Origin of the sequence: Adlercreutzia shanghongiae, from assembly GCF_035830635.1 — a bacterium.
Lineage (GTDB): Bacteria > Actinomycetota > Coriobacteriia > Coriobacteriales > Eggerthellaceae > Adlercreutzia > Adlercreutzia shanghongiae.
Map to the genome: position 1 here is coordinate 1 of NZ_JAYMFI010000028.1, position 21833 is coordinate 21833.

Annotated in this window: 18 protein-coding genes and 1 tRNA gene; 10 read left to right on the forward strand and 9 right to left on the reverse strand. The window is 62.4% G+C overall.

Annotated features, from left to right (window positions below):
- Window positions 1-40: 40 nt before the first annotated feature.
- A complete protein-coding gene (locus VJ923_RS10680; protein WP_326441314.1) occupies window positions 41-2680 on the reverse strand; it encodes an excinuclease ABC subunit UvrA in 2640 nt (879 codons plus the stop codon).
- A gap of 210 nt (window positions 2681-2890) precedes the next feature.
- Here VJ923_RS10680 and VJ923_RS10685 point away from each other — a divergent pair, with 210 nt between their 5' ends.
- Entirely contained in the window at window positions 2891-3829 is a 939-nt protein-coding gene (locus VJ923_RS10685; protein WP_326441316.1) for a 3-hydroxyacyl-CoA dehydrogenase, read from the forward strand.
- A 65-nt stretch (window positions 3830-3894) separates the two neighbouring features.
- On the opposite strand, the gene VJ923_RS10690 is transcribed toward VJ923_RS10685, so the two are convergent.
- The 3 genes from VJ923_RS10690 to VJ923_RS10700 all read right to left on the reverse strand — a co-directional run bounded on the left by VJ923_RS10690 (window position 3895) and on the right by VJ923_RS10700 (window position 6601).
- Window positions 3895-3970, reverse strand: a tRNA-Thr gene (locus VJ923_RS10690).
- A 97-nt stretch (window positions 3971-4067) separates the two neighbouring features.
- The gene (locus VJ923_RS10695; protein ID WP_326441318.1) at window positions 4068-5240 is read right to left on the reverse strand and encodes a Fic family protein; all 1173 of its coding nucleotides are present in this window, start codon (window positions 5238-5240) and stop codon (window positions 4068-4070) included.
- Window positions 5241-5329: 89 nt separating this feature from the next.
- A complete protein-coding gene (locus VJ923_RS10700; protein ID WP_326441320.1) occupies window positions 5330-6601 on the reverse strand; it encodes an ArsB/NhaD family transporter in 1272 nt (423 codons plus the stop codon).
- A gap of 169 nt (window positions 6602-6770) precedes the next feature.
- Between VJ923_RS10700 and VJ923_RS10705 the strand changes: the two genes are divergently transcribed.
- Together VJ923_RS10705 and VJ923_RS10710 are read left to right on the forward strand one after the other, a co-directional pair.
- Complete coding sequence (locus VJ923_RS10705) at window positions 6771-8951, forward strand: MurT ligase domain-containing protein (protein ID WP_326441322.1); 2181 nt, start codon at window positions 6771-6773, stop codon at window positions 8949-8951.
- 193 nt (window positions 8952-9144) lie between these two features.
- Window positions 9145-10863, forward strand: a complete 1719-nt coding sequence (locus VJ923_RS10710; RefSeq protein ID WP_326441324.1) for an LCP family protein — start codon at window positions 9145-9147, stop codon at window positions 10861-10863.
- A 117-nt stretch (window positions 10864-10980) separates the two neighbouring features.
- Here VJ923_RS10710 and rlmH read toward each other — a convergent pair whose 3' ends face one another.
- The 3 genes from rlmH to mscL form a co-directional block, all read right to left on the reverse strand.
- Window positions 10981-11451, reverse strand: a complete 471-nt coding sequence (rlmH, locus tag VJ923_RS10715; RefSeq protein ID WP_326441391.1) for a 23S rRNA (pseudouridine(1915)-N(3))-methyltransferase RlmH — start codon at window positions 11449-11451, stop codon at window positions 10981-10983.
- Complete coding sequence (locus tag VJ923_RS10720; protein WP_326441326.1) at window positions 11447-12235, reverse strand: exodeoxyribonuclease III; 789 nt, start codon at window positions 12233-12235, stop codon at window positions 11447-11449. Before VJ923_RS10720 ends, rlmH begins: the two co-directional genes overlap by 5 nt.
- A gap of 286 nt (window positions 12236-12521) precedes the next feature.
- Window positions 12522-12995 carry a large conductance mechanosensitive channel protein MscL gene (mscL, locus tag VJ923_RS10725; RefSeq protein WP_326441329.1) on the reverse strand — a complete coding sequence of 158 codons (474 nt, stop codon included), beginning with the start codon at window positions 12993-12995 and terminating at the stop codon, window positions 12522-12524.
- A gap of 114 nt (window positions 12996-13109) precedes the next feature.
- On the opposite strand from mscL, the gene folE reads away from it, so the two are divergent.
- Window positions 13110-13673: a GTP cyclohydrolase I FolE gene (gene folE / locus VJ923_RS10730; protein WP_326441331.1), complete on the forward strand. Its 564-nt coding sequence runs from the start codon at window positions 13110-13112 to the stop codon at window positions 13671-13673.
- Between the two features lie 72 nt (window positions 13674-13745).
- Window positions 13746-14021 carry an ACT domain-containing protein gene (locus tag VJ923_RS10735; RefSeq protein WP_326441333.1) on the forward strand — a complete coding sequence of 92 codons (276 nt, stop codon included), beginning with the start codon at window positions 13746-13748 and terminating at the stop codon, window positions 14019-14021.
- A 132-nt stretch (window positions 14022-14153) separates the two neighbouring features.
- On the opposite strand, the gene VJ923_RS10740 is transcribed toward VJ923_RS10735, so the two are convergent.
- Complete coding sequence (locus tag VJ923_RS10740; RefSeq protein ID WP_326441334.1) at window positions 14154-14489, reverse strand: winged helix-turn-helix transcriptional regulator; 336 nt, start codon at window positions 14487-14489, stop codon at window positions 14154-14156.
- 116 nt (window positions 14490-14605) lie between these two features.
- Here VJ923_RS10740 and VJ923_RS10745 point away from each other — a divergent pair, with 116 nt between their 5' ends.
- On the forward strand, window positions 14606-15166 hold the full coding sequence (locus tag VJ923_RS10745) for a flavin reductase family protein (protein ID WP_326441336.1): 561 nt from the start codon (window positions 14606-14608) through the stop codon (window positions 15164-15166).
- Between the two features lie 491 nt (window positions 15167-15657).
- Here VJ923_RS10745 and VJ923_RS10750 read toward each other — a convergent pair whose 3' ends face one another.
- Entirely contained in the window at window positions 15658-17112 is a 1455-nt protein-coding gene (locus tag VJ923_RS10750) for a helix-turn-helix transcriptional regulator (protein WP_326441338.1), read from the reverse strand.
- Between the two features lie 237 nt (window positions 17113-17349).
- Here VJ923_RS10750 and VJ923_RS10755 point away from each other — a divergent pair, with 237 nt between their 5' ends.
- The 4 genes from VJ923_RS10755 (at window position 17350) to VJ923_RS10770 (ending at window position 21788) form a co-directional block, all read left to right on the forward strand.
- A complete protein-coding gene (locus tag VJ923_RS10755) occupies window positions 17350-18969 on the forward strand; it encodes a molybdopterin-dependent oxidoreductase (protein WP_326441339.1) in 1620 nt (539 codons plus the stop codon).
- A 14-nt stretch (window positions 18970-18983) separates the two neighbouring features.
- The gene (locus VJ923_RS10760) at window positions 18984-19472 is read left to right on the forward strand and encodes a hypothetical protein (RefSeq protein ID WP_326441341.1); all 489 of its coding nucleotides are present in this window, start codon (window positions 18984-18986) and stop codon (window positions 19470-19472) included.
- A gap of 263 nt (window positions 19473-19735) precedes the next feature.
- The gene (locus VJ923_RS10765) at window positions 19736-21295 is read left to right on the forward strand and encodes a molybdopterin-dependent oxidoreductase (protein WP_326441343.1); all 1560 of its coding nucleotides are present in this window, start codon (window positions 19736-19738) and stop codon (window positions 21293-21295) included.
- 13 nt (window positions 21296-21308) lie between these two features.
- Complete coding sequence (locus VJ923_RS10770) at window positions 21309-21788, forward strand: hypothetical protein (protein ID WP_326441345.1); 480 nt, start codon at window positions 21309-21311, stop codon at window positions 21786-21788.
- The last annotated feature ends 45 nt before the right edge of the window (window positions 21789-21833 follow it).

Here is a 21833-nt window from a genome sequence, read left to right on the forward strand (position 1 = left end):
GAGTCGCAGGCCGGCGTTTGCGATCCTGCGACTCTTCGCGCTAGTCTTCCAGCTCGCGGGCCAGGTAGCGGCCGGTGATGCTCTCGGGGCAGGCGGCCACCTGGGCGGGGGTTCCCTCCACAACGATGCGGCCGCCCTGCTCGCCGCCGCCGGGGCCCATGTCGATGAGGTAGTCGGCGTTGGCGATCATGTCCAGGTCGTGCTCGATGACCACCACGGTGGCGCCGTGCTCGATGAGGTTCTGCAGCACGCCGATGAGGGTCTCCACGTCCAGCGGGTGCAGGCCGATGGTGGGCTCGTCGAAGACGAAGAGGGTGTCGTCCTGATTGCGGCGCATCTCGCTGGCGAGCTTCAGGCGCTGGGCCTCGCCGCCGGAAAGCGCCGGCGTGGCCTCGCCGAGCGTGAGGTATCCGAGCCCTAAGTTGCTGAGAATCTCCAGCTTCCCGCGCACTTTCTTCAGATGGGCGAGAGCCACAAGTGCCTGGTCAACCGTAAGCGTAAGCACTTCCGGCAGTGAGAGCGTGTGCACGCTTTCGAAGTCGTCGGCGTGCTGATGTCGCGCTGTGCCCGATTTGTGCGAAGTCTCGTGGGACGCGGTGCGCTCCCTTTCGGCATCGGCGGAAAGGGTCACCTCGCCGTCGATGGCCATTTGGATGGCGTAGGCGTCCTTGCTGTAGCGGGAGCCGCGGCAGTCGGGGCAGGGGATGTCCACGTCGGGCAGGAACTGCACGTCCAGCGAGATCTGGCCCGTGCCGTCGCAGGTGGGGCAGCGCAGGCTTCCCGTGTTGTAGGAGAACGCGCCCGCTTTCAGGCCGCGCTCTTTCGCCTCGGGCAGCTTGGCGAACTCGCGGCGCAGATCGTCCAGCACGCCGGAGTAGGTGCCCACGGTGGAGCGCACGTTCACGCCGATGGGCGTGGCGTCCACCAGGTCGACTCGCGCGATGCCCGGGGCATCCAGGTCGTGCACATGGGCGGGCAGGTGCGTTCCCGCGGTGGAGGCCTTCAGCCCCGCCACCAGGCTTTCCAGCACAAGGGTCGTCTTTCCCGAGCCGGACACGCCGGTCACCACGGTGAGGCGCCCCTTGGGAATGCCCACCTCCAGCGGATGCACGGTGTGGATAGCGCCGGTCTCGATGCGGATGGCCCCCTCGTCGAACAGGTGCTCCGCCGCCACGGGCGTGCGCACGCGCACCTTCGCCGCGCCCGCCAGAAACGGCCCGATGCGGCTTGCGGGGTTTGCCTCCACGTCGGCCACCGATCCTTGGGCGATCACGCGCCCGCCGTTGGCGCCCGACCCGGGGCCGATCTCGATAAGATGGTTCGCGTGGCGCAGCACGGCCACGTCGTGGTCCACCATCACCACAGAGTTCCCGTCGGAAAGCAGGTCGTCCATCACGCCCAGAAGCCCCTCTACGTTGGCGGGGTGCAGTCCGATGGAGGGCTCGTCCAGCACGTAGAGCACGCCGGTGGTGCGGCTGCGCACCGCGCGCGTGAGGGCCACGCGCTGGCGCTCGCCGTTGGAGAGCGTATCGCTTGCGCGGTCGAGGGCCAGATACCCCAGCCCCAGCTGTTCCAAGCGTTGGATGGGCTCGGTCATCTCGGCGGTGATGGAATCGCACATTGGCCGCATGTCGGCGGGCAGCCACGGGGCCACGGTGGGCAGCCAGTCGCGCAGCTCGTCCAAGGTGAAGGCGGTGACCTGGGCCAGGTTCAGGCCGTCTATCTCGCTGCCGCGCACCTTCTCGGACAGGCGCGTGCCGTGGCAGGCGGGGCATGGGGACTCGCAGAGGAACTTCGCCACGCGGGCCATGCCCTTCTCATCCTTTACCTTCGAAAGGGCGTTCTTCACGGTGTTCACGGCGCTGTAGTAAGTGAAGTCCAGCTCAGTGGCGCTGTCCTTGTTCTTCGGCACGTACAGGATGTGCCGCTTCTCCATGGGCCCGTGCAGCACGATCTCCTTCTCCTCGTCGGTGAGGTCCTGGTAGGGCACATCGGTGCGCACGCCCATCTCGCCGGCCACCTGGGCCATGAGCGACCACATGAGCTGGCGCCACGGGGCCACGGCGCCCTCGTCCAGGGTGAGCGTGGGGTCGGGGATGAGCGTGGATTCGTCGATGGTGCGCACCACGCCGGTGCCGCCGCATGTCTGGCAGGCGCCGCCGCTGTTGAAGGCCATCTCCTCGGCACCGGGGCCGTAGAACTCCTCGCCGCACACGCAGCAGGTGATGGGCTGCTCCAGGGCCACGTTCAGGGTGGGCGGGTTCGCGTGCCCGTGGGGGCAGCGGTGCGAGGCCAGGCGCGAGAACATGAGCCTCAGGTGATTCAAAAGCTCGGTGGAGGTGCCGAAGGTGGAATGCACGCCGGGCACGCCGGGCCGTTGGCGCAGGGCCAGGGCCGCCGGCACGTGCAGCACCTCGTCCACGGCGGCGCGACCGCTCTGCGAGATGCGGCGACGGGTGTAAGTGGAGAGCGCCTCCAGGTAGCGACGGCTTCCCTCGGCGTACAGCACGCCCAGCGCCAGCGAGCTCTTGCCCGACCCCGACACGCCCGCGATGCCTACCAGCTGGCGCAGCGGCACGTCAAGCGAGAGGTTCTTCAAGTTGTGCACCCGCGCCCCGCGCACCTCGATGGCGTCGGGCTCGGTGAAATGCGCTGGCTCGGTGTTGCTGTGCTTGGTCATGATGGCTCCTGGGAACGTACGGCTTGCGAACGCGTTTCCTTACAGTGTAGCCCTTCGCCGTCAAAAGGAGGCGCCAAGTTCGTTGCGGTTTCCCGAAGGCCCCGTTCGGTTTCTTTTCCCAGACGTAACCTGGCCGCCACGGAGGCTCTATGGCGTTCCCCTAAGCTGGGAACCAGGCAGTTTTCACGTCTTCTTTGGGAAGGAGCAGGTATGGATATTCAGAAGGTGACCGTGGCCGGCGGCGGTGTGCTCGGCAGTCAGATTGCCCTGCAGAGCGCCTACAAGGGCTTCGACGTAACTATTTGGCTGCGCAGCGAGGGCTCCATTGAGCGTGCGAAGCCGAAGCTCGAGCGGCTGCGCGGGATTTACAAAAGCACGCTTGAGGCCTTGAAAACGGATCCGAGCGCGTGGTGCCGCGGTCTGACCGATTCGGCCGATGTGCCTGCGGAAAAGATCGACGAGCTCATCGCTCGGGTGGATGCCGCCGCCGATTCTATCAAGCTGACCTGCAGCTACGACGAGGCGTTCGGCGAGGCCGACTTGGTGATTGAGGCCATCGCCGAAGTGCTTTCCGAGAAGGAGGCCTTCTACGCCGAGGCGTGCCCGCACATGGCCGAGCGTGCCATCGTGTGCACGAATTCCTCCACGTTGCTGCCGAGCGCCATCGTGGGCTACACCGATCGCCCGGATAAGTTTCTGGCGCTGCATTTCGCGAACAACATCTGGAAGAACAACACGGCCGAGGTGATGGGCCAGCCGGCGACGAGCGCGAGCGCCTACCAGGCGGTGGTCGCGTTCGCCCGCGCCATCGGCATGATTCCGCTTGAGCTGAAAAAGGAGCAGCCGGGCTATTTGCTGAACTCCATGCTCGTGCCGTTTCTCAATGCTGCCGAGGCACTGCTTGCCAACGATGTGGCCGACGTGGAGACCATCGACAAGGCCTGGATGCTGGGCACGGGCGCGCCGCTCGGTCCCTTCCGCATCCTGGACATCGTGGGCCTGAGCACCGCCTACAACATCGTGGCCGCCAGCCCTGATGCGGCGAATCCCGACACCACCGCCGGCAAGATCGCCGCGAAGCTGAAGAGCTACATCGACGCCGGCAAAACCGGCGTGAACGCAGGCGAGGGCTTCTATAAGTACCGCTAGAATCCGCGTTCGTCCGAATCCCGGAAACGAAAAAGCCCCGCTTTCAGGCGGGGCTTTTGAAGTTCTGGAGCCAACGAGCGGATTCGAACCGCTGACCTACGCATTACGAGTGCGTTGCTCTACCAGCTGAGCCACGTTGGCGAAGCGCTTCTTTAAGAAGCGGCTGCTAAGTATAGCGAATGCGCGCGCAGCACGCAAGGAGAAACCACAACTGACCTACGTTCTCGTAATGCGTAGGTCAGCGTGCCTTGGCTTCGCCTCCCGTCAAAGGGGCGGTGCCTTCTTTCAGAATTTCCAAGTAGTCCGTGTAAGCGAAGACGCGGTTGCGGGAGGCGTTGGTGGTTTCCTCGATTATTCCAAGCTCCTCGAGCTTCTTGGTGAGGGTTGCCGCTCCGTTGTAGCTCAAGCCCAGGGCCCGCGCTGCCCCTTTGATGGTGAAAATGGGATGCTGCTCGATGTAGGAGAACAGGGTGCGCAGGTTATCTTTCGCTCTGCGGGAAGCCGGCAGTAACGCCTCGTTGTGTTCGTGGAGATTGCTCAGCCTCTCGATTGATTGGGAGGCGTCTAAGGCAGCGACTCTCACAGCCTCAAGAAAGAAACGCACCCATTGCTCGTAATTTCCGCTGCACCGTACCTCCATCATCCGGTCGTAATACTCCACCTGGTTCTTCTTGAGGAAGTACGAGATGTAGATGGTCGGCTCACCGATGAGTCCGCACTCTATCAAATAGAGGAGGATGAGCAGGCGCCCCACGCGCCCGTTGCCGTCCAAAAAGGGGTGTATGGTCTCGAATTGATAGTGAGCCAGCGCGGCGCAAACCAGCGGGTCGAGCTCGCACGGCTCATTCATGAAGCGCTCCAAATTGGCGATGGCCTCATGCATGTCCTCGACGTTGGGAGGGATGTATCGTGCATCGCGCAGCGAGCCTCCTCCGGGTCCGATCCAGTTCTGGGAGCGCCGGAACTCGCCAGGATTCTTTTCTTGTCCGCGTACGCCGCCCATAAGTACCTCGTGAACTTCTTTAAGAAGGCGTCCGCACAGCGGTATCTCCTGGAGGCGTGTCAAGGCGAACCGGGTGGCCTTCACATAGTTGATGACGTCGGAGATGTCCGCGTCTGCGCTGGCGTTCGCCTCTGGGTCTAATATGTCTTCCAACGTGCACTGGGTTCCCTCAATTTGAGATGAGAGCAATGCCTCCTTGCGCACATACATGGATATGAAGAGGTCTGCGTTGGGAACATATTGGGACAGGTCATCTAAGCGCTGGAGGGCTCGACTAGCCGAGACGAGGAGCGTCGCCATCTCGTCGCCCATCTGCAAGGGAGGAGAAGGAGGCAGCGCCGCTGGACGGAAAGAGCGGTACGTAGCTTCGCCCGATAGGTTTTCAACCAAGGTGCCAGAACGACCCACGATGCCCTCCTTTCTGAAATAAGAACTCAATCTTAAGGCCACTATTTCAGAAAGTCCATAGTTATTGAAATAAAAGCGAGTATGCGGCACTACATCGGGAAGCGCACCATGAGGTAGACGGCGGCAACCGCAACGGTCAGCAGCATGCAGGGGAAGCCGACGCGGAAGAACTGGGCGAAGGTGATCTCGTGGCCGTTTTGGGCGCTGATGTCGGAAAGCACGACGTTCGCGCTTGCGCCGATGATCGATCCGTTGCCACCCAAGCACGCGCCCAGCGACACGGCCCACCACAGAGGCGTCGTGTCCATGCCCGAGGCGCCTAAAGCCAGCAGAATGGGAATCATCGTGGCCACAAACGGGATGTTGTCCAGAAACGCCGACACGAGCGCCGAGCCGAACAGCAGCACGAGCATGGTGGCGAACACGCTGCCGCCGGTCAGCCCGATGAGTCCCTCGGCCAAAAGGGCGATAACGCCCGTTTCCGTTAGCGCGCCTACGATGACGAACAGTCCGGCGAAGAACGCGAGCGTCACCCATTCCACCTGGCCGAGCGCCTCTTCAATGCTCGTTCGCGAAATAAGCAGGATGAGCGCCGCTGCGCCCAGGGCGATGACGCACGATTCCAAACCCAGGTTGTCGTGGAGCACGAAGCCGATTACCACGAGCCCCGTCAGCACGATGCTCACGCGCAGAAGGCGGCGGTCTTTTATGTAGTCCGCAGGGGCAAGCGCCATTACGGCGTCGGCGTTGGTGTCGTTTTTCCGCAGACGCCGGCCGTACAGGAAGTAGAACATCACGAGAACGGCTATCAGGGCCAGAGCCGCCGCCGGGCCATCGTTCAGAAGAAAGTCCGAGAACGAAAGGTGCGCCGCCGAGCCGATCATGATGTTGGGTGGGTCGCCGATGAGCGTGGAGGTGCCGCCGATGTTCGATGCCATGATCTCGCCAAGGAAGTAGGGCACCGGATCGAGGTTCAACAGCCGGCACAGGGTAAGGGTGACCGGACCCATAAGCAGCACCGTGGTTACGTTGTCCAGAAACGCCGACAGGCAGGCCGTCAGCACCATGAGCAGCACCATAATGGGCCAGGGATGCCCTTTGGCGAGATGCGCGCAGCGGATGGCCAGGTACTCGAAGATGCCGGACTGCTTCACCACGGCTACGAACAGCATCATGCCCAAAAGCACGCCCAGGGTGTTGTAGTCCACATGGCTCATGGCCACGTCGAAGGACACGATGTGCAGGGCAAGCAGCAGCACGGCGCCGGCCAGCGCCACCAGGGCGCGGTTCACCTTCTCGGAAATAATGAGTCCGAGGGCGCCCAGGAACACTACGATGGCGACGATCTGCGCAGCAGTCACCGAACACCTCCGTTGTTGACGAAACGCTTGCGACCGGTTGGACGCAAGTGGCACTTGAATCTGGAATGGATTATAGGAGGGGCTGCGCGGCCTTCGGTATACTGGTCGTCATCGGAAAATCCGCGGAGAGGGAACTGTTACTCTCCAGATAAACGTTGAGGTGCGCATCATGGGTCTGAGATACACGCTGGCGAAGTCGGCCGGAGCCGTTTCTACGTGGGGCCTGCGCCATGTGGCCCATCGGCCTGCGGCCAATCTGCCGGGCAAGATCGCGCTCGCGATAGATCCCGTGCTGCTGGACGAGCTGCGCGGCAAGTGCACCGCCGGCTCGGTCATCACCGTGGGCACCAATGGGAAAACCTCCACGAACAACCTGCTGGCCGACGCTTTCGAGGCGGCCGGGCGCACCATTATCTGCAACCGCACCGGTGCGAATTTGGCGGCGGGCATTGCCTCGGCACTGCTGCAGCAGCCGCGGGCCCAGTGGGGTGTTTTCGAATGCGACGAGCTGTGGCTCGCCCACGTGCTGCCCCATCTGCGTTCGAACTACGTGTTGCTGCTGAACTTGTTCCGTGACCAGCTGGACCGCTGCGGGGAAATCGACCGCATTCAGACCTCCATCATCGGCGCTTTGGCCTCCTCGCCGGACACGGTGCTCGTGTACAACGCCGACGATCCGCTGTGCGCTCGCATTGCCGGCGAAGCGCCCAACCGCGCGATCGCCTTCGGGCTCTCCGAATCCATGGGGTTGCCCCAAAACACTGTGGCCGATGCCCAGATGTGCCAGAAGTGCGACGGCATGATTCGCTATCGCTTTCGTCAGTACGGCCAGCTTGGCGACTACTACTGCGAGCAGTGCGACTTCGCACGCCCGACGCTGGATTACGCCGGTGCCGACCTGCGTCTTTCCGCTGCTGGCGTTGCCATGAACGTGACAGGGCCCGATGGCGCCGTCCAAGCGCTCAGCACGCCCCAGGCCACGCCCTATGCCGCCTACAACGTGCTGGCCGCCTATGCGCTTTGCCAGCAGGCCGGGGTTCCCGCGGCCGACCTGCAGCGGGCCGTGAGCGCCTTCAACCCGCGCAACGGACGTCTGCAGCGCTACACCATCGATGGTCATCCGGTGCTGCTGAACCTGGCGAAGAATCCCACGGGCTTCAACCAGAACCTCAAGATTGTGGAGGCCGACGCCGATCCGAAGGTCGTGGCTTTCTTCATCAACGACAACGTGGCCGATGGCCGCGACATCTCCTGGATCTGGGATATCGATTTCGAAGAGCTCGCCGGCCAGCGCGACCTGCACGTCATTGCCGGCGGTTCGCGGGCAAACGATTTGCAAGTGCGCCTGAAGTACGCGGGCATCCAGGCGGCCATCGGCGATGTAGCCGACGCCTTCGCTTTGGCCCAGGGCCTGGCTGCCGACGACCCGGCGTGGGGCGACCGCGGCATCTACGCCATCGCCAACTACACGGCGCTGCCCCCGGTTCACGAGGCCCTGAACGCCATGGAGGCGGCCGGAGGCGTGAGCAACGCGGCTCCCAAGGCGCCGGCCGCGCCCCGTGCCCAGGGTGCGGGCGACCCGCTGTGCGCGGATGGGGAAGCCCCGGTGGTCATCGCCCATCTCATGCCCGACTTGCTGAACCTCTACGGCGACGGCGGCAACGTGCGCGTGCTCGAGCAGCGCCTGCGCTGGCGCGGTATTCCCGTGGAGGTGCGCCCGATTCCCTACGGCGCTGCGGCCGACCTGAATGCGGCCGACCTCGTTTTCATGGGCGGAGGCCCCGACCGCGAGCAGAAGCTCGCCAGCGAGCAGCTGCTTGCCATGCGCGACGATCTGGCCGCCTACGTGGAGGCCGACGGCCCCTTGCTCGCCATCTGCGGCGGCTACCAAATTCTCGGCAACCAGTGGCTGTGGGGCGACGAGCTGGTGGAGGGCCTCGGCATCATCGACATGGAAACCCGTCGTCCCGGCACGTCGGCCGATCGCCTCATCGACAACATGGTGCTTCAGTCGCCCCTGGCGACCCATCCTGTCGTGGGCTACGAGAACCATGCCGGCCGCACGTATCTCGGTGCGGGCGTGGAAGGCTTCGGGCGCATCGTGTCTTCCTGCGGCCACGGCAACAACGACGACGATCGCGTGGAAGGCGCTCGCTACAAAAATGTCGTGGGCACCTATTCCCACGGGCCTTTGCTTTCCAAGAATCCCGAGGTGGCCGATTGGCTGCTGGCCCGCGCCCTCGAGCGTCGCGCTGCCCGCCTGGGCCAGGAAGCGCCCGCAACCCTCGCCCCGCTTCGCGACGACGAGGAGCTTGCCGCCAACGCGCATATGGTCAAGCGCCTGTCCTAGAGAAACGAGTTTCCAAATCCTGACATTCCCGCTTGGCGCATCCGTGGCGAAGTTGTGGACAATCTGCCGCTTCCCTGTGGCTTTTCACTGGTAATAGGGGCTCTTTTGTTGCGCCGTTCAACGGTTGTTTGACAAAATGTTACTTCAAATTGTGAATCGAAGTCCGTGGCCGAGGCGTCGCGGAAGGTGAACCATGAAAGCGAGACCGTCCAGGATGGCCGAAACCCCAGGCAAGAACAACCCCCGCGCCCAGCATGCTTCGCAGCCGGTGGGGAAGTCCAACAATCCCAGGCATTCGCAGCCCGTCGGCACGAACAATCCGCGCAACTCCCAGTCGGTGGAGAAGAAGTCCAACAACCCGCGCCATTCGCAGCCGGTGGGCTCGAACAACCCGCGCCATTCGCAGCCGGTGGGCACCAACAACCCGCGCCACTCCCAGCCGCTGCCCAAGCAGCCGGCCCTTGAGGGCACGGTGGCCGATGCGATGCCGATGCTGCCGCCTCTGGCCGAGCCCAATCCCTACTCCCGTGGTGCTACGGGCGACGATTACGCCAAGGACCGCCGCCGCAAGAAGCGCAAGCACATTCTGCTTGGTGTGCTGGCCTTCGTGCTCGTGGGCATTCTCGGCGCCACCGGTGCGGCTTGGGCTTATATCTCCGGCATCGATCGGGAGATGAACGAAGATATCACCCCCGAGGTCGTGGAGGCCCTGGAGGCCCCGGCCGAGTACGACGGCGGCACGTTCTACATGCTGCTCATGGGCACCGACAAGTCGGCCAAGCGCGAGCAATCGGCCCAGTACGCGGGCGATACGTTCCGTTCCGACTCTATGATTCTCGCCCGTGTCGACCCGCAGAACAAAAAGGTCACTATGGTCTCGATGCATCGCGACACCGAGATTGAAATTGAGGGCTACGGCCTGCAGAAGCTGAACGCCTCCTACGCCATTGGCGGCCCGGCTTTGGCTATCAAGACGGTGTCGCAAATGGCCGGCGTGCCCATTTCCCATTACGCGGAGATCAACTTCGACGGCTTCGAGGACGTCGTGGATGCCCTCGGTGGCGTGGAAGTGGACGTCCCCATGGAGATTAACGACAAGGAGGCCGGCGGCCATGTGGACGCGGGGCTGCAGACCTTGACGGGCAAAGAGGCGCTCATCTTGTGCCGTTCCCGCCACTCCTACGATGAGTACGGCGACGGCGACCGCTATCGCGCCGCCAACCAGCGTTTGGTGCTGGGAGCCATCGCGAAGAAGATTCTCGCGTCCGACCCGGCCACCATGGCCAACACCATCAGCACGCTTTCCCAGTACATCACCACCGACTTCAAGGTGGGCGACATTGTGGCGCTGGCCACCTCCATGCAGGGCATCGACCCGGCCAAGGACATTTACTCCGCCATGGAGCCGACCATCAGCGAGTACAAGAACGACACCTGGTACGAGCAGCTGGACGTGACTGCGTGGAATGCCATGATGGGCCGCGTGCGCGAGGGCTTGCCGCCTACGGAGGCCGACGAGATTGACGAGCTGAACGGCACGGTGCTCGCGAGCGTGGGCGACGGCGCCGGTGCGGCCAGCGACAGCGAGGGTATCCAGAGCGGCACTTCGCCGCGCCAGACCTTCGGCGAGACGCGCACGGGCATCGTCACTATCAAGAACGGCAACGGCATCAACGGCGTGGGCGCCGAGGCTCTCGAGCGCATCAAGCCGCTGGGCTACACCGCCGACGCCTCCAACGCCAACAGCTTCAGCTACGAGGAAACGGTGGTCGTGTTCGATACGCCCGACCAGCGCGTCTATGCCGAGGAGCTCATCGACGCTCTGGGTTGCGGTCGCGCCGTGCAGAACACCGACGGCGAGTACATCTACGACGGCGACTTCCTCATCCTCATCGGTTCCGACTGGCGCTAGGCCAGCGGAGCGGAGGCGGGCGCTCAGCCTGTATGCGACGCGCCTAGCGCGTCCGACCAGCGCAAGCGCTCGGTACCCAAGCGCGCAACCCTCACGCGGAGCCCTACGGGGCTCCGTTCATTTATGGTAGGGCTCCCCGCGAGAGATTTTGAAGGCACGGTAGATCTGCTCCAGCAGCACGACGCGGGCCAGGTTATGGGGAAGGGTGATGGGGCCGAAGGAGAAGGTCTCGTCGGCTCGGGCGCGCACGGCATCGCTGACGCCGTCGGAGCCGCCGATGATGAAAGCAAGGTCGCTCTCGCCGCACAGGGCGAGGTCGTCCAGATGCTGGGAAAAGTCCACGCTGGAGCGCTGCTTGCCCTCGATGGCCATGAGGATGGCCCGGGCGCTTTCGGGCACTGCGGCCAGAATCCCCTCGCCTTCGCGTTCCCGCGCCGCTTCTATGCCGCCCGCGCGGGCAGGGTCCACATCGGGAATTTCGGCCACGGTTACCTTTGTATAGGGCCGCAGTCGCTTCAGATACTCGTCGCAGGCGGCCGTCCAGAACTTCTCCTTCAGCTTCCCCACCGCAACGATCGTTATCCTAATCAAGATCGAGTTCCAGTCCGACGGGGCAGTGGTCGGAGCCCTCCACGTCGTCGAAGATGCTGGCGGCCACGACGTGGTCGGCCAACGCCTCGCTCACGAAGAAGTAGTCGATGCGCCACCCCGCGTTGGTTGAGCGGGCGCGGTATCGATAGCTCCACCAGCTGTAGCGACCCGTCTCGTCGGGATGCAGCAGACGGAAGGTGTCCACGAACCCGGCGTCAATCAGCTCGTCCAGCTTGCCCCGCTCTTCGTCGGAAAAGCCCGAGGCGCCTCGGTTCGGGCCCGGGTTCTTCAGGTCGATATCCTCGTGGGCCACGTTGAAGTCGCCGCACATGACCACCGGCTTCGGGTCGGTCTTCTCGCCGCTGGGCAAAACGCCCTCTTCCAGTCCCTTGCAAAACTCGCGGAAGGCATCGTCCCATTCCATGCGGTGGTCGATGCGCGCCAGCTCCATCTGAGAGTTCGGCGTATACACGTTCACGAACCAGAACTGGGGAAACTCGCAGGCCACGATGCGTCCCTCGGCGTCCAGATACTCGTTGCCCAGGCCGTGCAGCACGTGCAGCGGCTCTTCGCGGGTGAACACCGCCGTGCCGGAATAGCCCTTCTTCTCGGCGGCGCTCCAGTATTGGTGATAGCCCGGCAGATCAAGCTCCACTTGCCCCACCTGGCATTTCGTCTCCTGTATGGCGAAAATGTCCGCTCCGAAGGCGTCGAACACTTCCAGGAAGTTCTTCTTCAGCGCGGCGCGAATGCCGTTCACATTCCACGAAACAAAGCGCATGGGTCTCCTTCGGGCTGCCTCGGTCATCTTGATGTGCATAGTTTGGCTTAAAAAGTGCGATTCTTTGACCTCGGAAGACGAATTTCTGCGATTTTCCCGTCATACATAGACGTTTTCCCAGGTGGTGTATTACGTTTGCGGTCTAATTGCTCCGTCTAGGTCAAAGAATCGTCAATTCCAAGCCACTTTTTGCTTTTCGCTTCGAAATACCACGCGTCTGCTTTATATGGGCTGCCAGACATAAGAGGGCGCCGAACCTGTAGGGAGGCGCGTGCGGAAAGGCGCGCTATTCGGCGGGCTTGTAGGTGACCTCGGCCGGGGCGGGCAGCTCGGCGGCGCAGTGCGAGCAACGGGTGGCGCCCACGTTGACTTCTTCCAGGCAGAACGGGCAGATGGGCGGCTGCTCCACGAGCTCTTCGCCGTTCTTGTTGCGCTTGAGGTGCTTCTTGCCGCCGTCCTTCATCTTGTTGAAGGCCTTCACCATCATGAACACGACCCACGCAACAATAAGGAAGTTGATGATGGCGCTGATGAACGCCCCGAAGTCGATGCCGTTTTCGGTGCCCGGCACGGGAATGGTGAGCCCCGCCACATCGGTGCCGTTGCCGCCGGTGATGAGCTTGATGAAGGGGTTGATGATGTTGTCGGTCAGCGACGTGACGATGGCAGTGAACGCGCCGCCGATGATGATGCCGACAGCCATATCGATCACGTTGCCGCGGTTGATGAACTCCTTGAATTCGGAGACGAGGTTCTTCATGGTCGATCCCTTCCCGTGGGTTGCCTTTGGTCTTGCTATTATCGCGCTAAGCGGCGACGTGCCAGAGGCGTCGTGATAACATGGCGAAAACCGTTTGCAAGGAGTTGCGAAACTGTGGATAGAAACAAGATCGAAGAAGGCGTACGCCTGATTTTGGAGGGCGTGGGCGAGGACCCCAACCGCGAGGGCCTGCTGGAAACCCCGGCTCGCGTGGCCCGCATGTACGAGGAAGTGCTCGGCGGTCTGGAAGAAGACCCCGCGCGCCATTTCGACGTGACTTTTGATGAGGGCCACGAGGAAATCGTGCTGGTGGGCGACATCCCCTTCTACAGTATGTGCGAGCATCACTTGGCGCCGTTTTTCGGGAAGGCCCACGTGGCCTATGTGCCCGGCGCCGATGGACGCATCTGCGGCATTTCCAAGCTGGCACGTCTGGTGGACGGGTTCGCCAAGCGTCCCCAGGTGCAGGAGCGTCTGACGGGTCAGGTCGCCGACACGCTTATGGAGGCACTGCAGCCGGCCGGCGCCATCGTCGTGCTGGAAGCCGAGCACATGTGCATGTCGATGCGGGGCGTGAAAAAGCCTGGCTCGAAAACGACCACCCGCGCGGTGCGCGGTTGCTTCGAGACCGACCCGGCTGCCCGCGCTGAGGCGCTGTCCCTCATTTTCCGGAAGTAACCTGTTCCATTTCAAGCGAGCACGGCGGCCGGAAACGCGCCGCAGCGGCTCACGACCAGAAAGAAGGATCCTATGAAGTGCGTCATCTCTGTTCTCGGCAAGGACCGTTCCGGCGTTGTGGCTGCCATCGCCACCACGCTCGCCGATTGCGGCGCCAACATCGACGACATCTCCCAGACCATCCTCGGCGAGGGCCGCATGTTCTCCATGACCATGATGGTCTCGCTCGCCCCTGAGGTGGCCGATTTCAACACGGTGCAGGAGCGCCTCGCCGCCGATGGCGAAACCCTGGGCATGCAGGTCATCATCCAGCGCGAGGACGTCTTCCAGGCCATGTACGAGATTTAGGCGACGCTTTGGTGCTCGTGTGAGCCCAGGCTGGAACTTGAAAACCAAGACAGGAAAGGCGGGAAGGCGTCGGCTTTCCCGCCTTTCTCCATCTGAGGACCGTGCGATTGCGGTGCGGCTGCGCGGTAGTTTCTAGCGGGGGCGGTGAGCCTCTCCCCAGGTGCACATCTGGTCGAGCACTTCCATGAGGGACGCCCCCAGATCGGTCAGCGAGTACTCCACCTTCGGGGGAATCCGCGGGTATTCGGTGCGCGCGATAAGGCCGTCGCGTTCCAGCTCCTTCAGGTTCACCGAGAGCGTTTTATCTGAGATACGTCCCAGGTAGCGGCGCATTTCGTTGAAGCGCACGGGCTCGTATTCCATCAGGCAGTAGAGAATCACCATCTTGTGCTTTCCCTGGATGAGGGAGAGGGTGTAGCTGTATCCCGTTTGGGAGAAGTCGGCCTCGGCAATTGGAAGATTCCCCATCGCTTCACTTTCCTTAGAGATAGTACCTGGCAAATAAGCCAGTACTAGCAATCGCTTTGGCGCTATACGATACTCGAAGCGAGCAGAAAAGCAAGTGCTGTCGAAAGGAAGCGAACATGAAGAAGGATTTGGGTGCTGCCGGCGAGCTTTTCCCACAGTCGGTGTTCATCGTGGCCAGCTATGACGAGGCGGGTGTGCCCAATGCTATGAACGTGGCGTGGGGCGGCGAGTGCACGCGCCACGAGATCGCCATCAACATCGGCGACCACAAGACCACCGAGAACATCCTGGCCAAGGGCGCCTTCACCGTGGCTCCGGCCGACGTGGCCCATGTGGTGGAGGCCGACTACTTCGGCATGGCCACCGGGCGCACGGTGAACAAGGCCGAGAAGTCGGGGCTGACGTTTGTACCCTCGGCTCATGTGGATGCGCCGGTGATCGAGGAGTTCCCGCTGACCATGGAGTGCGTCGTGCGCGACGTGCAGGACTGGGGCGGCGAGAAGCGCTTCATCGGCGAGATCGTGAACACGCGTGTCGACGAGTCCATTCTCGACGAGGAGGGCCGCGTCGACTTCGCCCGCATGCGCCCGATCGTGTACGATTCCACGCGCCGCATCTACCGCGTGGTCGGCGAGGAAGTGGGCGGCGCTTGGGACGCCGGCAAGCCGCTAATGTAGCGCACTGCCGCGACAATGTGGTAGCGCAGTAGCGCGGCGGCGAGGCAATGCGGTGGTGCGGCATCGCCTCGTGAAGGTGCCCGTTTCGGCGATGGCTTCCTCGTTTTTTTGGGCGGGTACGAACAAAAAAGCACATTTTCCAAACTATCGTGCGTGCGGATTGAACGATTGATAGCTTGTTCTTGAGAAAGTACCAGGTCAGTAAGGTACCCACTAATTCATTTCAGTCGCTCTTCGCTGGCTGGAATGGAAAATGTGCTTTTTTGGAAGTAGTTTTTTGGAAAATGTGCTTTTTCGCACGCTCAGATTTTCGAAGCGTCCCATTCTGACCATTATTACACGATTTCCAAAATTGAGCCCATAACTGAGGTCCCGGTAAGCTGGATTGGGGTCTCGGTGCGTCGGACTGAGGCTCCGGCAAGTTGGCCGCAAAAATGCCGCTACATCATCTGGCAGTGCATCGTGAGGTCTCGCTATCCCTGTATCCGGCGCTACAGCTCCTTGAGGCGGCGCAGCAGCTCCTGCTGGTTGTGCACGTTCATCTTGCGATGAATGCGCGCGATATGGGTGCGCGCCGTGTTGAGCGAGATGACCTCGGTTTCGGCAATGGCCGCAGCGTTCATGCCCTGAGCGAGAAAGAGCAAAATCTCGCCCTCACGCTTCGTGAGGTCGAACTTCTCGGCGGCTTGAGCGCAGCGTTTGGCGGTTTCCTCGTCTTCGAAGCGCTTGGGCGAGAGTTTCTTCTCGAGTCCCCAGACAAGCCCGGCGCGGCGATCGTCTCCGACCCAGAAGGTGCCCGCGACAAGCAAGGCGAAGGCAAGAACGGTGAGCACGTTGTAGAACAGCGCATTCAACGGCAGGGACACCTTCAGCACATCGCCCGCTACCACACCGCACATAATAAAGGGCACTGCCAGCAACACCGCGGCGATGGCTGTTCGCATGAAGCCCCAGCCGATTTTGCGCGCTACGGCCAAAGTTGCCAGAAGGTAAAACGCCAGGTAAGTATCCATGGCGCATTGGGCGAAGCCGATGGAGATGAAAGTGAAGCCACTGTTGGCGAAGGGCAGCAGCAAAAAACTCAGCATAGTGAGGGGAAAGATGGCGGCGCGCACCCTGGGCCAAATCCTCTCCGTCCGATCGCCCCGGGCGAATACGAAGTAGAAGACCAAACTCGCAGCGACAGATCCCAGATAGCAGGGTAGAAGCTTGTCGTGGCCAATGGGAATGACCCCGCTAGCCAGCGCATGGGTCATGCCAAACACGAACCAGTAGGCGCCCACATGCAGCACGAGCGGCGCGGGAATGCGGAAGCAGCCGGCGTCGTCGGGCGTTTTGGCGACAGGTCCTGCGTCACCGCAACCAGGGGCGTTCCAGGCGAGAAGGAGTCCTCCGCCGAGGAGCAGCAAGTGCAGGGCCATACGCAAGCTGAGGAAGGGTGCAGCCATGGTTATGGCCCAGACAAGGCTTTCCAACAGGCCGTAGAGGCCGACGGAAAGAGCGATAAGCACGCCCGCTTGAGACAGGGGCAGCGAAGCCAAGGCACGCACAAGGAAGAAGAGCATGACGAAAAAGGAGGCACTGATTAGCAGCTGTGCGATGATGACCAGCGCCGCCTCGTGCAGGAAAACCGCACCATAAAACAGAAGGCTCAGCACGCCCTGGGCGATGGCGAGTCCGGTAATCCATCCCCGTATGTTTCGCCGCCAAGAAACGCGCAGGACCGCAACAATCACGCAGGCAAGTAGGGCACCGAGGTAGCAGGCCACGCAGCTCTCCACCTGATTGAAGTAATTAGGCAAGAAGAGGAATCCCTCATCGTGGTAGAGGTTCCACCACGCGAAGTAGGTGCCGATAGCTGCGGCAATCAGCGGCGTGCGTCCCAGGGCGGCGAGGAGCGAGCCTGCTGCCCCTTGGGCCGAACGTTCTTCCGTCTCTCTGCTCATGCGCATCCTCTCCCTCGATTTCCGCATTATAGCGAAGGGCCGCGTCATGCGGGCTGCACGGGAGCTGTCCAAAAGACCCTAGAAGGCAAAATACTCAACAAATGAGTACGCTGACACTGCCTCTACCTGGGCTTTGATGCGCAAATGATGACGCGTCGCCCACGGCTTCCCGCGATACTGAAACGCGTCTGATCGGAGGTTTGGAAGGCCTCCGTCCCATTGGAGAAGGAGGAAATCATGAGATTTTCGACACGCGGGAAAACCGAGGGTGGTGAGAAGCGCATCGGTCGCAAATTTGTGCTGTCGATGGCCGTATGCCTGCTTGCCCTTGCGGTATGTCTTGTGGCCTGTGCGCCTTCGCCGGCGCCACAGGGCGCCGATGCGGGCAGCGCGCCCATGGCGGACACCGGCGATGACGCCGACGAGGGCACGTCGTTCTCGACGGCGGCAGACTTCACGGACGTGTCCACGGGCATGTTCCCCGACATTCAGCGGAACGCCGAGTTCCAGAATGCGGGTAATCGCGGATGCGCGGCCTGCCACGATGATCTGTTCACGCTGGACAAGAACAACGGGACCTTCGTGCACATCACCAATCAGGTGGGCATGAAGAAGGGTACCTACAACGGCGATTGCGCTGTCTGTCATTTCCAGAAAATGGGTACGGCGGGCAACATCATGTCCGAGAACCTGCATGTGCGCCACTACAGCAGCCCTGAGTTCGTGAACGCCAACGGCAACTGCTGGAGCTGCCATGTGACCGACACCGACGAGAACGGCAACATCGTCATGAAGCTGTTCGAGGACATCAAGTACGACATGCGCTTTGGCGGCTATCCCAACGAGGACGAGACCGACATCCACTGGCTCGAGCGTCACGGTTGGGATGAGGGCACCTTCACCGGCGTGATCCGCGAGGCTGAGCCCAAGCTCGATGTGCAGGTCGATCAGGCGACGAGCTCCGAGGAGGACGAGTTCAACATTTTGAACTTCGAGCGCATCGACGGCAATGACGTGTATGCGGAAATCGAGAAGTCGGTCAGCGACGGCAGTTACCGCTTTACCGTTGAGGGCGTCGGAAAGCCTGGCGAGTACACGCTGGACGATCTGAAGGCCATGCCCCAGACGGAGTTCACGGCGGCTCAGTACTGCTATGTGGCCGGCTACAACACCGCGATGTTCGACAACATGCCCATGAAGGGCGTGAAGCTGTCCGACTTCATCGAGGCTGTGGGCGGCGTCGATGCGGGCGCGAACACCATCACGCCGATTGCCGTTGACGGATGGACGGCCATCTACCCCGAGGGCGCCACCGATCTGCAGTCTTATATCGACAACGATGCCGTGATCGTGCTTGAGCGCTACGGCCACGACCTCAACATCGCCCAGGGCGGTCCGGTCGAGATCTTCGTACCCGGCACCGGTGGCACGGCCACGGTCAAGAACCTTGTGGGCATTAAGTTCAGCAAGACTGACAATCCGCCTCGTTACAGCGACATCGCCACGCCTTCCATCGAAGCCGGTGCCCTTATCAATATGAACACCTCGTGGTTCGACAACGACGGCGTGCAGGGCAAGGTGGGCCAGCCGCTGACTCTGGAGGGCGCTGCCTGGGGCTGGACCTTCGGAGATGATTGCAATTACGAAGTGGACAAGATCCTCTTCTCCCTGGACTACGGTCAGAACTGGGTGGAGGTGGATTCTCCGGACGATTTCGATCCCTACCAGTGGACTCATTACACCATGACGTGGACGCCCGAGAAGGCCGGCACCTACATTGCCAAGGCCAAGGCTGTGAGCAAGACCGGTGTCGAGCAGGGCGTGGATGCCAGCATCATCATCCAGGTGAGCGAGTAGGAAAGGAGAGCATTGTGACTAAGACGAAGACTATCGGTGCGGCGGCGAGCAGCTTGCTTCTTCTGAGCTCCGCGGCGCTGGCGGCAGCTCCGGCTGTCATGGATATCACGGCTGATGCGGCGCCGGCCGGTGCCGTTGAGCGGGCTGCGGAGGCCAAGGCGGCCGAAACGGCTGGCGTGCAGGAAGTTGTCGGCCAGTTCAGCTACGACCAGGGCGTGGTGACCTCCAACGAGACCATCGCGTCGGTGTTCGCCAAGGCGGCGGCCACCCTGTGCCAGACGACGGCTGACGGCTACGGCGTCTACGCGGCCCAGGCTATTCAGGTATCCGTTGCCGGCGTTCCGGCTATGGAGGCCACCGTGGCCGAGATGGCCGAAGACGAGGGCACCGACTCGTACATCATCGGATGCTCGTGCGCCTCGAACGTCCCCGGCGGCGGCGCCATCGCCAACGCCGAGGTGTCGGGCGTGTCTTTGGCCTCGCTGGCGGCTATGGTCGCCTAACACCGTCGGCAAGCGCTTCGGCGCTGGCTGATAACCTGGACGGCCCCGCGCACTCCCCGCGGGGCCGTCCCTTTTTGTTTCTTGGTCAAAAGCAGATGACCTGGGTAAACGTTATATCCCCCTCTTTAGGTATACCTTTCTCTCGGCCCGTTGCCCACAATGGCGGCCATATGCGGCCCTGAAGACGGGAGGAGGTGGCTTTCGGTTTGCAAGCGAGGCCGCGCGTCTGAAATGCTATCGAGAGAGAAGAAAGAGGGGTGGAAATGTTGAAGCATTATTCATCTTGCAAAGGGCGCTTGTCGAAGAAGGCCGCCCTCGCCCTGACGGTCGCCCTGGCAGCTTGCCTGGGACTGGCGGCCCTGAGCGCATGCAGCCCCCAACCGTCTGCGACCTCGTCGTCGGATGGCGGCTCCGCACCTGAGAGCGCGGCGGTCGAAACGGAAGGCTCGGCGTCCTCTGTGGCGGCGATGAACCCCACGGGCACCAGTGCCGGACTGTTGCCGGCTAACGAATACAACGAGGCCTTTATCAACGCCGGGAGCCGCGGCTGCAACACGTGCCATGGCGATTTGGGCGCCCTGATGGAAAACTCCGGGCTCGATCACATTAAGATCGAGGGCGAGTACGGAAAGCCCGTCACCATCGCCGACTGCCTGCCGTGCCATCGTCAGCATTGGGTCGGGTCGGGCCCCTACTACGGCGACATGCTCCACGAGCGCCATTACTCCAGCGATTCGTTTACCGGCAACTGCTGGAGCTGCCATGCCCAGGACTCCTCTGGAGAGGTGGGCGAGTACCAGTGGGAGCTGTGGGACGAGTACAAGTACACTGCATCTCTGGGTGGCTTCCCGGACGACTACTACGATGAGCGCGTGCAGAACTGGCTGAAGCAGCGCGGTGCCAGCACAACGGGCACCATGAGCAACGTCGCCCTCGACTCCGAGCCGAACCTGCAGGTGGAGCTCTCCCAGGAGGTGAAGGACGAGGAGGATCTGTTCGTCCTGAACAACTACGGCACCTTCGAAGTGGACGCGAGCCAGTGGGCCCTGAATGTGACGGGCGTTGCGAATGAGCGCAGCTTCACGCTGGAAGATCTGAAGGCCATGCCCCAGACCGAGATGACGGTGACCCAGGTCTGCTTCACGTCGGCCATCAATTCGCCGTTCGCCGGCAACATCCCCGTGAAGGGCGTGCTGCTCTCCGACATCATCGAGGCATGTGGCGGTTTGACGGACGGAACGAACGCCTTCGCGCTCGCCGGTGCCGACGGGTGGGCCACGGCCTATGCCATTAACCTCATGACCGACAATAACGCCATGATCGCCCTCGAGTACTTCGGCCACGAGCTGACGGCCGACCAGGGCTACCCTGCCACCCTCGTTATTCCCGGCGAGCCGGGCGCTCCGTGGGTGAAGCACATTGTGTCTCTGGGGGGCTTGCAGTGGGAGGCCGATAAGCTCATCAACTCCTATGCGGCCAATTCTGACGGCATCACCAGCCATAAGGTGAACTCTGCCTGGTTCCAGAACGACGGCGTGCAGGCCAAGGTGGGGCAGCCGCTGGAGCTGACGGGCTATGGCTTCGCATGGAGCGGCACCGACTTCGTCGCGCCTCTTGCCACGCTGAGCATCAGCTTCGACTATGGCGACACCTGGACCGACGTGTCCATCCCTGCCGATGCCGATCCGTATCAGTGGTCCACGTTCGCCGCCACCTGGACGCCGCAGGCCCCGGGCACCTACGTCGCGTGGCTCAAGGCCACCAATGCCGACGGCTACGAGCAGGAAACCCCCGCGGGTCTGTTCATCGTGGTGGAAGAGTAGAGGAGGAAGGCACATGAACTCGAAGATCAAGTTAGTCGGCTCGGCAGTGGGCGCCATGGCCCTGCTGACTCCGGCTGTGGCCGCGGCTCTTCCCGTGGAAGCCCAGGCCGTCGATGTGTCTGCGGTGGTCGCGCCTGCGACTGACATGGAGACCGCTGCCCCGGCTGCTGTGCCCGTGCAGGGCACCTTCAGCTACGACCAGAACGCCACCACTTCGACCCAGGCTATAGCCGAGGTGTTCAACAAGGCCGCCACCGCTCTGTGCGCGGGCTTGCCCCAGTACGAAGTGGATGCCCAGGGCCGCGCCATTTGCGTGAAGTCGCCGGGTGCGGCCTTCTCGGCCACGGTAGAGGATATGGTTGGGGAAGAGGGCGCTTCCAACTACGTCATCGGCTGCTCGTGCGCGTCGAACGGCCCTGGCGGCGGCGCCGTCATGAACGCCGACGTGTCCGGTGTGACCCTGGCCGCGTTGGCAGCTATGGCCCAGGCCTAGCTTCAGGCGCGCCTCAAGTCCAGGCAGGAAGCCGACCGTTTAAGC